The organism is Streptococcus infantis (genome assembly GCF_047463635.1).
GTDB lineage: Bacteria > Bacillota > Bacilli > Lactobacillales > Streptococcaceae > Streptococcus > Streptococcus infantis_W.
In genome coordinates, this window is the sequence record NZ_JASHDL010000002.1 from 26,270 (window position 1) to 38,393 (window position 12,124).

Genomic DNA, 12,124 nt, shown 5'->3' on the forward strand with positions numbered 1-12,124 from the left:
TTTTAGTTATGATGAGGCGATAGCGCTGCTCATAGCAAGGCATGATATGACCTTTTTAGAGGCTTCACGAACTACGTTAGAAGAATTTCAGATATACAACATGGCTTACTTAATACAACAAGAGGACAAACGCTATAACGCTGCGATTCAAGCGTGGTTTAATCAGACCGTGCAAGCGACAAAAGGAAAAGGGAAAAGCACCCGTTCCGCCTATAAGACGTTTGAAGATTTTTACAATCATAAAGACGAGTTTGAAAAGATATTCAAAAAAGAAGATGCCAAACAAGTCAAAACTAAAAAAATGAGTCTAGCTGATAAGAACAGGAGACTCAATCAAATAGGGAAAGGAGGTAACTAATGGGAGTAAATTTCGACGTCACTGCAATCTTGAAGGCGAATGTATCTGATTTTTCTAGAGGTTTAAAAGAAGCTCAAACATCAATCCAAAGTTTGAAACAACAAACTGGATCTAGTTTTGAAAAAATCGGGAATAGTTTGTCAACGGTTGGAATGTCCGCTATGAAATTAGGCGCAGGTTTGACCGCTGGGCTGACAACACCAGTTGTTGGAGCAGTGGGAGGTGTTGTAAAATCTTTTGCTGATCTTGAGCAAAGTCTCGGTGGTGTTCAGACGTTATTTAAGCAAAATGGTACGAGCGTGAATAATTTGGCTAAAGAGTACGGAATGACTCGAGAAGAGGCCCAGAGACTTTATAAAACCATGGCTGATGAAGGTACAAACGTCATTGAGAATGCCAATAGAGCATTTAAAACAGCCGGCGTTTCTGCCAATTCATACATGGAACAGGTCACATCCTTCTCGGCGACTTTGTTGCAAGGTCTAGGAGGCGACACTGCAAAAGCTGCTCAATATGCCGATAAGGCTCTGGTACAGATGGCAGATAATGCTAATAAAATGGGTACTAATATGGCAGATATCCAAAATGCTTACCAGGGGTTCGCTAAGGACAACTACACAATGTTGGACAATTTGAAGCTAGGCTATGGTGGTACTGCTAGTGAAATGGCACGACTCGTCAATGAATCAGGTGTGTTAAACGGTGAATTTGAAGCTACGGCTGAAAATGTTAAAGACATTCCTTTCCATACTTTGATTGAAGCTATTGGTATTACACAAGATCGCTTAGGAATCACTGGGACGACTGCTAAAGAAGCAAGTGAAACTGTTTCAGGATCGTTTCAAGCTATGAAAGCAGCAGCAGAGAATCTAGTAGCCGGACTTGGAAACAACGAAGCTGACATAAAGACCTTGATGGAGAACATGAAAGATACCATTCTTACGTTTAAAGACAATGTAGTACGGGTTCTAGGGACTATTTGGGATAATCTACCACTTGCTCCTTGGCAAAAATGGCTTGGTCTAATTCTAGTGTCAGCAGGTCCTGTTCTGACTGTTATTGGTGGAGTTGTAGCTGGTATTGGTAAGTTAATAAGTGTTATTGGTTTTATATCAGGCGCAGTTTCTAAAATTTCAGCGTTATTCACGGCGTTACAAGGCGGGAGTGGCATTTTAGGTACTATTGCTAGTGCATTTGGTGCCCTAGGTGCTCCAATTTTAGTCGTTATTGCGGTCATAACAAGTTTAATCGCTATTTTAGTGGGTGTATATAACACAAGCGAAGAATTCAGGAACAAAGTCAATTCAGCATTTGAAGCAGTTAAAACTGCAATCACAAGCGCTATCCAAGAAGCTGTTAGTTTTGTTACGGAAATTTGGGGCACGCTTGTTTCTTGGTGGTCTGAAAATCATGAATTAATCGAGAGCGTAGCGACTAAAGTTTGGAACGCTATCAAGACGGTAGTTGAAACCGTTACTAATGCCCTTGCGCCTATTATAGAAGCCGTTTGGAATACAATTTGTACAAGAGTACAGGTTGTTTGGGGAATCATTAAGACAGTGATTGGAACAGCTCTCAATGCCATCTTAGGCATTATTAAAGCTGTGATGCAAATCCTTGATGGCGACTGGTCGGGAGCTTGGGAAACTATCAAAGGGGTAGCAAGTACAGTCTGGGAAGGTATAAAGTCTGTTGTTCAACAATATTTAGATGGAATTGTTCAAATTTTTAATAGTGTACTTGAGTTGTTGGGAACAATTTGGAATACAGGTTGGAATGCTCTTATTACATTTTTAGCACCAATTTGGGAAGGCATCAAGTTGGCAGTTCAAACAGGTATCGAAGCAATCTCTACATTCATTCAAACAGCTTTAACAACTATTCAAACAACTTGGAACACCATTTGGGGGACAATAATGGCATTTGTTGGTCCTATATGGACTGCGATTTCTGAAACCGTGATTACCACTTTAACAACTATTTGGACTTTCATTCAAACTGGATTAGAATTCATTCAGTCTATTTGGTCTAGTGCCTGGGAAATTATTAAAGCAGTTTTTGCAGCTATTCTTTTAGTTATTGTAGGGCTAGTGACAGGCAACTTTGATTTGATTAAAGAAGCTATTTCAAATGCTTGGACTATAATTCAAGAGAAAACAAGCGAAATTTGGAACACAATTACGACTTTCTTGTCAGGAATTTGGGAAGGAATAAAATCCGCAGCAAGTACAGCTTGGGAAAGCATTAAACAGGCGATTTCAACCGCACTTGAAAGTGCCAAAGAGACAATCACGAATATATGGAACAATATCGTTTCGTTTTTAACTGGAGTTTTGGAAAAAATTAAGTCCGGAGTAACGAGTGCTTGGGAAAATATCAAATCAAGCATTTCAACTGCTATCGAAAACATCAAATCCACCGTTACCAACGGATGGAACAATCTAGTAAGTACGGTTACAAATGCAGGACCTAGAATCGTTTCAGCTGTAAGAAATGGTTTTGACAATGCAGTGAATGCTGCTAGGAATTTCATCAGTAGTGCAATTAGCGTCGGAAGGAATCTGATTATGGGCTTTGTTGATGGTGTAACAAGCGCAGCAGGCGCATTGATTGATGCAGTGGGGGGTGCAGTTCAAGGAGCGATTGATTGGGCGAAAGGCCTTTTAGGCATTCATTCGCCTTCCCGAGTTTTCAGACAATTCGGTGTTTACACAGATGAAGGATTTATTATAGGTGTCAACAGCAAAGCTGGCCAAGTCGTGAAAACGATCGGAAACATGGCTCAAGGAGCTATCGACGCTTTTACAGGGAAAGACATTGCTGGCAATTTACAGAGCGAGCTTGGCGCAGTAGATGGCGAATTAGGGCGCTTGACAGCCTACGACCCATCTGTATCCTTTGACGGCGGTACACTAACTGTTGGACAGCAAACGGCAGAAATCGTGCTCAAAATGGGGAATACAGCCTATCGCGCATTTACCGAAGATATCACGAACGCCCAAGAAATGGAATTGATTTTGGATCATTACTAGGAAGGAGAAAGCTATGTACAATTATGGAAGTTTGAAGAAAGTTGACGGAAATACCACGGCTTTCGAGCCTAGTGACAATATGTCCATCAATGGCGTGCCTCTCAATCAATTGATTGAGGGCTATCGTCATTTGACGGTAACAGGCAGGGGATTGCTTGGCCAATCGGTCAAGTCAACTTCTATCCCCGGCCGTCGTGGTGTTTGGGTAGAGGATATTTCAGACGACGAGCGGCAGCTTGAGATCAAGTACAAGCTCGAAGCTGATGCTAGCTCCAAAATGCGTGATAAATTCGCGAAATTAAATAAGATTTTACGAACTCACGCAAGTAGCGGCTTCCTCGAAATCACTTTTAAAGACGAACCCGAGTATGTCTATTACGGATATTTCAGCGGAGCCGATGCCATCGAAGAAAAAAGCTTGTCTATCATCAGCAAGTTCACTCTTCTTGTGCCAGATGGCTATAAGAAAAAATCAGCCCAGAACTCAACTGGGCTTGTTTCTTTGTCGGATGCCCTGGAAGTCCTGCCTGAATCTATCACGGTCACACCGACTGGAACAGTGAACCAAGTACAAATCATCAACGGCACGAAAGTATTATCTTTTTCTGGCTCGTATGCAGCTGGAAAAGACATTGTTGTGACTTTTGGAGATGAAGAAGTGACTGCCACTTACAACGGCAGGAGCATCCTTAGCGAGCTTGAGCGGTTTAGTCCGCTTGAGCAATTTACTGTCAGAAATGGCGATACTATCACAGCTAAGAATGCTAGTGTCAAAAAAGTAGTTTGGAGGGATGAGAGAGCATGATTTATTTGTTTGATAAAGATGAGAAATTGATCAAAATCATCAGAAAACCAGCTATTAAAACCGCCCTACAAAAATACTCTCTGACTAAAGAACGCTATGTGTCTGACAGACTGACTGTCGAAATGAAAAGCCTGAATGATGATGAACTTGAAAAAGTAGAGTATATGGCTATCCAGACCATGGAAGATGCCCACACATTCCACTATTTTTATGTCGCGCAAAAATCATCAGAAAATTTAACAACGTTAATCGGTGTCCAGTCTGGGATTGAAGAGCTGAGAAAATCTCCGGTTTTTGACAAGCGCCCTAAAAATGCTTTTGCAAAAAATGTAATAAATGATTTATTAAAGGGCACCAATTGGCAAGCACGTTTTGTTGGAGAAACCACTCAACGTTCAACCAGTTTCTACTATATCTCTGTCTTTGATGCACTCAAGAAAGCGTGTGAAGTCTGGGACTTAGAGATGCAATTTTTCGTTGAAATGAACGGAAACCGAATAGGCGCTCGTTACATCGACTTCAAGCGAAAGATTGGTCAAGCGGTTGGTAAGCGTGTGGTTTATGGCCATAACGCCCTGCAAATCCTCCAAGAAGTCGAACGAACCAACATTTTCACGGCGCTTGTAGGTCGGGGCAAAGGTGAACAAGTCAGCTCAGCCGAAGAATCTGGAAAACAAGCAAACGGCTTCGGCCGAAAAATCACTTTTGAAGATGTGGTTTGGTCAACAGCTAGTGGGAAACCAATTAACAAGCCGAAAGGTCAAAAGTACGTTGAACTGCCGGCTATGACCAAGCTCTATGGCATCAAGAATGCTGATGGCTCTATGCGCCCTAAAATCGGCTTTGTGGAGTTTGCGGAGGAAGAAAATCCAGAGGTTTTGATTGAGCGAACCTATAAAGCTTTAGTAGATGCTGCTAGACCACAGCTGACCCTAAAGACCTCAAGCGTGTATGTGCGAGGTGCAAAAGTCGGTGACACTATCCGAGTAGTCAGACATGACAAGAAGCTAGATTATGACACCCGCATTTTTGAAATCACTTTTAACCGTTTGAATGACCAGTCAAGCGACATTAAGTTAGGAGATAGGATTGGCGAAAGCAACGAAGCAAAGGCTCAGACTATAGCTGAAAAGGTTGTAGATGATTTTGTATCAAATGAATTTTCGGACTTTGTACAAAAATTACCAGATTTTTTGCCAAGCCCCGATGGCTTCAACAACAACTGGTACGGTGCTGAAGATCCTACTGTAAAATATCCTGGCAAAGTTCTTATCAATGATATTTGGTTTAAACCAGATCCTGAACATGAAGGGCATAAAATTATGCTCCGTTGGACAGGAGAAGTTTGGGATGAAATATTGCGTTCTTACGATAAAGAGTTGTTAACAAAACGGATATCAGAAGAGATAGCTAACTTTGATAAAACTTTCCAGTCAGTAAATGAGCAAAATAAAAAGAAGATTGATGAAATACTACAATCATCTGGTGCAAGTACCCTGCTTGCACAGGAAGCCAAGCGGATTGGTCTGGATTCCATCGCTAGACTTGAAGCGTTTAAGTCGCAGTCTACGAGCGCTCAGACGGCTTTGTCAGGTGACTTGGATGTCTTGAAACGAACTATCGCAAACGATATTCGACCGAAGCAAGAACAGGTTACAGCTGAGATTGCTAAGCAAGTTGAAGCACTTAACCGAACCAAGAATGAACTGGCCGGTGTGAAGTCAGCGCAAGCGACGTATGAAGAGACGACGACGCGTAGACTGGCAGAGCTGACTAATTTGGCGAACGGTAAGGCAAGCAAGTCAGAACTCACACAGACAGCCGAGGAACTGGCGAGTAAGCTGGCTAGTGTGCAGTCTGGTAGTTCACGAAATTACTTCAGGAATTCACGTTTAAGAACGTTCACGACAGGAGATCAAGCGACATACGACTATCGAACATTCATCGTTCCTGATTTTTGGAAGAATAATGATAGGTTCAAGCGAGATTATGTCCGCTTATCTTTCGACGTGACTTTCCCTGTTGCCTTAACAAGTGATACACAAGCCAATGTTCACTTTAGCGCCCATCCGTGGTATGGCTATAAACTCACGTTTAAAGGTGGGACTACCGAACGTCAACATTTTGAGTTCACAATTGACTTGTCTAGCTCTTCTGAAACCTATCAGACTAACAATGTCTTTATCCGTTTTGGTACAAATTTTGGCTTCCCGGCTGGTCTCCAAGTCGTCATTGAGAACGCTATGTTATCGGTTGGCAATTATTTCCCAGCCTATCAACCAGCGTATGAAGACCAGGAAGACCGTGTCTCAACCGTTGAATCTAACTTCAGGCAGCGCGCTGATGCACTAGACGCTGGTGTGAGCCGTCTAACTGAAGGTCTTAGAACCAAAGCGGATATCAGCTCACTAAATGTGACTGCTGAGAATATCAGGCAGTCCGTGAAGAGTTTGGAAACAAGCACGCAGAATAAGCTGGACCAGAAATTGAGCATGGCTGAATTTGAAGTGCAAGCTGGCTCGATTCGTCAGGAAATTCTGAACGCAACAAAGGACAAGGCAGATAAGACTCTGGTTACAGCTGCAGCTGGTAAACTGCGTGAAGAATTTTCAAATTTAAGAGTCGGTGGCAGGAACTTTATTCGTAATTACGACTGGAACGGATTATTACCTCTTAATATCGCTGTTTCCGGTTGGAAATTCGAACGAGTAGAAGATCAGTTTGCTAAGAGTGGATACATGCTGAAGGCTACTTGTACAAAAGCTGGTAACGGTGGATTCCATAAGGTCTTTTTCGATTTGAGGCCTGATGAATTTCAAGGCAAGGATATGACTTGGTCTTGGGATATGAAATCTAGTCGGCCGATCACCTTCTACGACATGGGATTCGAAGCAGGTGGATTAAAGAAAAATGTACCTGTATCAACAGAATGGACGCGAATTACTAACACCTTCAAAGTAGCATTCAATCGATTTTATTCATGCGTTTTTTACGCAAACGGATGGCAAGTTGGTGATGTAGTTTATATTCGAGATCCACAGTTAGAAGAAGGAACTATTGCTACGTCTCCGAAGCCTGCGCCTGAGGACACTGACGGTCTTATCACAGAAGCTAAAGCTACTTTTGAGCGGACAGCTCAGGGCTTGCGAACCGACTTATCAGCTATTCAGGAATATGTCAATAAAGACGGTCAGCGCCAAGAAGCATTGCAGCGCTATGCTCGTGAGGAAAGCTCAAAACAAGCAACGGCTGTACGTGAGCTGGTAACGAAGGACTATGTAGGCAAAGCGACGTATCAAGAAGATGTGAAGGGTATCAATCAGAAGATTGAAGCTGTTAAAACTAGTGCGAATAAAGAAATCGCTAGTCAAATCGCTAGCTATCGTCAATCTGTAGATGGTAAGTTCACGGATATTTCAAGTCAGATAACTACTTATAAGCAAGATGTTGGCGGTCAAATCAGTGGTCTATCAAATAGACTTACAAGCAGTGAGCAAGGAACCACTACTCAGATTTCAAATCTTTCAAATCGGATAAACAGTAACAAACAAGGCACAGATAATCAGATTTCAAATTTAAAGACTCAGGTCGCTACAAACAAGGATAATGCTGAACGACAAATGGGTAGAATATCTGATCAGGTCTCTGCAAACAAAGCAAATGCTGATAGTCAATTTGCGAATGTGACCAATCAACTAGCACGAAAAGTAGAGACTACTGACTTCCAGCGAGTCAAAGAAACCAGCCAGCTCTATGAGCGTATTCTAGGCAATACTGAAAATGGAATTGCGGATAAGGTTGCTCGTATGGCTATGACCAATCAGCTGTTTCAGGTTGAGGTGAGTAAGTATTCATTTCAAGGTGGACCGAATATGCTCCGAAATTCACGAGCAGATGACGGATTGAAATACTGGATAGAAGCAGATGGAAGATTAGGATTCACAGCCCATTCATTTTATTTTAACGGTCAAAAGCGTATGTTTGAATTAAGACCAGGCGCGATTGTTAAAAGTCCACGCTTCATTGTCAAGCGTAGTGCTGATTACACATTGAACATTTTAGGTTTTGATAACAATTCAAAATATTTAAAGATTTATTTTTGCAAGCGAAGAAAAGGAGTAACATCAGATTTTGAAGAGAAACAGCTTGTCTTTGATGGTAGACCTCTGTGGGTAGATGGTCCTGTTTTTAACAGTTCAAAAACAATCAAGAAATCATTCAAATTAAATATTGAAGATTATGACGAAGGTTATCTTCAATTTGAGTACGATCGGAGCAATCCTGATAAATGGGGCGGTCTATTCATGACTGAACTTGATTTTTATGAAGGCTCAAATGATCGACTCTGGCAACCAGCTCCAGAAGATGCAGTCGCAGATGCGAATGCGAAGCTTGAAGCAATTCGAACACAGATGACCTTGCTTCAAGGATCGTGGTCTGTTCAGAATCTGACAAGCGCAGGCTCAATCGTTTCTCAAATCAATGCGACCAATAATCAAATCTTGATTGAAGCTGAAAAGATTCGATTGAAGGGCAAGACCTTGCTAGATGAATTGACGGCTATTCAAGGTTACTTCAAGCGATTGTTCGTTGGCGAAGGTACGTTTGCGACTCTGAATGCGGATGTTATACGAACGAATTCTATCACAGCTGATAAGCTGGTATTTAACGAGGCTCTCGCTAATAGATTGGTCTCAAACGAGATTATCACTAGCAAATTAGTAGCAAGTAGAGCGTTTGTAAATGCCTTGAATGCCGTAACAATAGATGCTTCTCAAATCGTGACAGGTACTCTCAAGGGAGACAGGATTTACGGTGGTACTATTCGAGGTACAAATATTTACGGCGGAACCTTAACCGGGCACACTAAAATTCAACTAGGCTCTTATGGTTCGTTTGATACGGTGAATGGCGGTCTACAAATCAATGTACCTCGTGATTACAATGCCAAAGATGGCTTGGGAGTACAGTTCATTGGATCCTATGGTCGTGGTGAGAATGTCCCTTACGGCCTTTTCATTTACAAAGATTCGGATTTTACAGTAGGTGGAACTGTAGAAACAAGTAATGAGTTCCTTCTAACCGTTGAAGGTTACATTAATGCGAATGGAATCGGTTGGATGAAGACTGGGAAAGGAAGCGTCAACGGTCAAACCACTGCAACTATTGGACTCTGGAATTCAGAAAATGTCTCTCTTGATTTTGGTGGATCAGGAAATGATATCTACTATAGTTACAATGGCACAGCATACAGCTTGTGGTCAGTTGTCAAGCAGCATTTTTCAGACAGACGTTTGAAAGAAAACATCGTTGATTGCAATCACAAGGCTCTTGATTATATCCAGCAATTACAGTTCAAGGAATACGACTGGAAGAAGCAAGAGGATAGACCACAACAAGAACACACGAAGATTGGATTGATTGCCCAAGAGGTTCAAGAGATAGACCCTACACTCGTCTATGAGAATGGAGACACGCTGAATCTGGACAATCTCAGATTAACTACTATCGCCCTTAAGGCGATTCAGGAATTGTCTCAGAGAATTGAGACACTAGAAAGGAAATTAGCATGAATGCATTAGAAATTATCGCACAGGACGTAGCACGGCTCACGCTAGAGAGATCAACCTTCCAGGCATTGTATCTGGAAGAAGTACAAAAACGTGAAGCACTAGAAAAACAACTTGAAGAGTTGAAGAACCAACAACAAGAAGGAACAGTAGGAGAATAAGAAAATGGCGACAGAATATACAGTAAGAAGTAAATATTTGAAATTTGATACAACAGAAGTCGTGATTCATCGTGAATCGCCTTATACAATCTTTGCTCGTGAATTGCAAGGGGATCAGACGGCTAAGTCAGATGAAGAATTGATTGAAGCAGTTAAGAGTATCATTCGTGCTGAGCTTGATCCAGGAGCAGCAATCGTCAAAGCACAAGCGCAGCTTGAACAAGCTGAGCAGAAGATTGAGCAAAACAAGAGCGAGCAGGACCGACTCTCTGCGCTTATCAAACAGACTGAAGAGAATTCGAAGGTGAATCAGAAGGTCATCCATGTTCTTGTGTTGAACTCTGTCATGAGCAAGAACATCGAATACGGAACAACTTACAAGGAATTGATTGAGTTGATTCCTTTAGCCGAGGTCGGAAAGAGCTACTTGCCACACGATCTAATCACGATTGAAGACCCTGAGCACGTAGAGGTCAATGGCGAAGGAAAACGCATCTTGGTCCAGCTTAATAAGGAGTTTACCTACAACGGCGAGCCTGTCAGCGCATTTGTGACAAATGGTTCCCTGGAGCAAAACGGAACGGGTGTCGCTTGGAAATTTGAAGGGAAAGAGTAGAGGTGTATATGCCAGGATATGAACGATTTCTCGTACAGATCTTCATCACCCTTATCCCTGTGATTGGTCTTTATTTTTCGATGAAAGATAAAGCAACCAAACAAGAGAATCGTCTTACGATTTTAGAGAAAGATATCGAAAATCTGAACGAATTCAAGACATCAGCCAACAAACGGCTCGATAACCACGATGAACAGAATAAGGCTATCTTAGTACTAGCTGAGCAAGTGAAATCACTTGGTGAAGACGTAAGAGAGCTTAAAAATTTAATTCAAAATAAACAATAAAAGGAGAAATGAACATGATTAACTGGAAATTGCGTTTGCAAAATAAAGCAACACTTATTGCTCTTTTGGGGGCAATCTTTTTGATGTCTCAACAATTAGGTCTTGAAATTCCAAAAAATATCCAAGACGGTGTGAACACATTCGTTTACATCCTGGTATTGATTGGTGTCGTGAATGACCCAACCACAGCAGGGATTTCGGACAGCAAACGTGCGCTAGAATATTACGAACCAAGCGAGGACTAGACTATGGTAGAAATCATTAACCATACAATTTTTAATGGGATTTCAGGCTCCCGACCAACTGAGCGACCAAAGTATTATGTTTTACATAATGATGCTGGTTCAAAAAGTGCAAAGGCCTATATCGAATGGCTCCAAGAACGATATGACAATGGTCAGTCTGAACTTGGTTTTGCTCATTACTACATCACAAGAGATGCAATTGTGCGAGTCGAAGACACATACAATGGTTCGTGGTCTGCTGCTAACTACGATGCTAACATGAACTCTATCAGTTATGAAGTCTGTCAGCAACTCAGCGCATCAGATGCCGAGTTTATCGAAAACGAAAACATGGTATTGCGCCAAATGGCCGAGGACATGGCTTACTACGGTGATACTCCGAACTATTCAAACATCAAGTTTCACAATGAATTTTCTAGCACATCATGCCCTGCTCGTTCCCTTGAATTGCACGGCGGATACAATGACAGCTTGCGTGACTATGTGATTGCTAAAATCAAGCACTATCAGTCACTCGGTTCAACTGTTCAAGAAATGCTTGCAAAAGAAGGCAATCAAGAGGGCTGGAAGAAAAATGCGACTGGCTGGTGGTATGTCAATGCAGATGGTTCTTATCCAACGAATAAATGGCAGAAGATCAATAATGTCTGGTATTACTTCGATAGTAACGGCTACATGAAAGCAAACGCATGGCACAAGCATTCGGACGGGTACTGGTATTACTTGTTACCAAACGGCGCTATGGCAACTGGTTGGGTACTTGTCAGTAACAAGTGGTACTACTTCAAAGAAACTGGTGCTATGGCCACTGGTTGGGTCAAGTACAAGGAACACTGGTATTATCTCGATGCTAAGGATGGAGATATGAAATCCAAGCAGTTCATCAAATCAGCAGATGGTACAGGTTGGTACTACCTTAAATCAGACGGAACAATGGCAGACAAACCAGAATTTACGATTGAGCCTGATGGCTTAATCACCACAAAATAAAAACAGCAAGACAAAAATATAGTACACTAGACCGCAGGCAGTAGCTTGCGGTTTTTTGTT

Annotated in this window: 9 protein-coding genes; all 9 read left to right on the top strand. The window is 41.9% G+C overall.

Features of this window, described 5'->3' with window-relative positions; translation table 11 throughout:
* The first annotated feature begins 46 nt into the window (after positions 1–46).
* The 9 genes from QM867_RS01865 to QM867_RS01905 are packed head-to-tail and all read left to right on the top strand — an operon-like array spanning position 47 to position 12,064.
* Positions 47–358, top strand: a complete 312-nt coding sequence (locus tag QM867_RS01865) for a hypothetical protein (protein WP_414315037.1) — start codon at positions 47–49, stop codon at positions 356–358.
* Positions 358–3,390, top strand: a complete 3,033-nt coding sequence (locus QM867_RS01870) for a hypothetical protein (protein ID WP_414315038.1) — start codon at positions 358–360, stop codon at positions 3,388–3,390. Before QM867_RS01865 ends, QM867_RS01870 begins: the two co-directional genes overlap by 1 nt.
* A 13-nt stretch (positions 3,391–3,403) precedes the next feature.
* Positions 3,404–4,195 carry a distal tail protein Dit gene (locus QM867_RS01875; RefSeq protein WP_414315039.1) on the top strand — a complete coding sequence of 264 codons (792 nt, stop codon included), beginning with the start codon at positions 3,404–3,406 and terminating at the stop codon, positions 4,193–4,195.
* On the top strand, positions 4,192–9,768 hold the full coding sequence (locus QM867_RS01880) for a phage tail spike protein (RefSeq protein WP_414315040.1): 5,577 nt from the start codon (positions 4,192–4,194) through the stop codon (positions 9,766–9,768). The genes QM867_RS01875 and QM867_RS01880 overlap by 4 nt, the downstream gene beginning before the upstream one ends.
* On the top strand, positions 9,765–9,926 hold the full coding sequence (locus QM867_RS01885) for a hypothetical protein (RefSeq protein ID WP_414315041.1): 162 nt from the start codon (positions 9,765–9,767) through the stop codon (positions 9,924–9,926). The genes QM867_RS01880 and QM867_RS01885 overlap by 4 nt, the downstream gene beginning before the upstream one ends.
* A 4-nt stretch (positions 9,927–9,930) precedes the next feature.
* A complete protein-coding gene (locus QM867_RS01890) occupies positions 9,931–10,542 on the top strand; it encodes a hypothetical protein (RefSeq protein WP_414315042.1) in 612 nt (203 codons plus the stop codon).
* Positions 10,543–10,550: 8 nt separating this feature from the next.
* Positions 10,551–10,829 (top strand): hypothetical protein, encoded by a 279-nt coding sequence (locus QM867_RS01895; protein ID WP_006154951.1) that lies wholly within the window; start codon positions 10,551–10,553, stop codon positions 10,827–10,829.
* Between the two features lie 14 nt (positions 10,830–10,843).
* On the top strand, positions 10,844–11,074 hold the full coding sequence (locus tag QM867_RS01900) for a phage holin (protein WP_414315043.1): 231 nt from the start codon (positions 10,844–10,846) through the stop codon (positions 11,072–11,074).
* Positions 11,075–11,077: 3 nt separating this feature from the next.
* The gene (locus QM867_RS01905) at positions 11,078–12,064 is read left to right on the top strand and encodes an N-acetylmuramoyl-L-alanine amidase (RefSeq protein ID WP_414315044.1); all 987 of its coding nucleotides are present in this window, start codon (positions 11,078–11,080) and stop codon (positions 12,062–12,064) included.
* Positions 12,065–12,124: the final 60 nt, after the last annotated feature.

Coding starts and splice junctions, on each gene's coding strand:
- QM867_RS01870 (WP_414315038.1), top strand. CDS start 358: ATGGGAGTAAATTTCGACGTCACTGCAATCTTGAAGGCGAATGTATCT.
- QM867_RS01890 (WP_414315042.1), top strand. CDS start 9,931: ATGGCGACAGAATATACAGTAAGAAGTAAATATTTGAAATTTGATACA.
- QM867_RS01895 (WP_006154951.1), top strand. CDS start 10,551: ATGCCAGGATATGAACGATTTCTCGTACAGATCTTCATCACCCTTATC.
- QM867_RS01900 (WP_414315043.1), top strand. CDS start 10,844: ATGATTAACTGGAAATTGCGTTTGCAAAATAAAGCAACACTTATTGCT.
- QM867_RS01905 (WP_414315044.1), top strand. CDS start 11,078: ATGGTAGAAATCATTAACCATACAATTTTTAATGGGATTTCAGGCTCC.
- QM867_RS01875 (WP_414315039.1), top strand. CDS start 3,404: ATGTACAATTATGGAAGTTTGAAGAAAGTTGACGGAAATACCACGGCT.
- QM867_RS01885 (WP_414315041.1), top strand. CDS start 9,765: ATGAATGCATTAGAAATTATCGCACAGGACGTAGCACGGCTCACGCTA.
- QM867_RS01880 (WP_414315040.1), top strand. CDS start 4,192: ATGATTTATTTGTTTGATAAAGATGAGAAATTGATCAAAATCATCAGA.
- QM867_RS01865 (WP_414315037.1), top strand. CDS start 47: ATGACCTTTTTAGAGGCTTCACGAACTACGTTAGAAGAATTTCAGATA.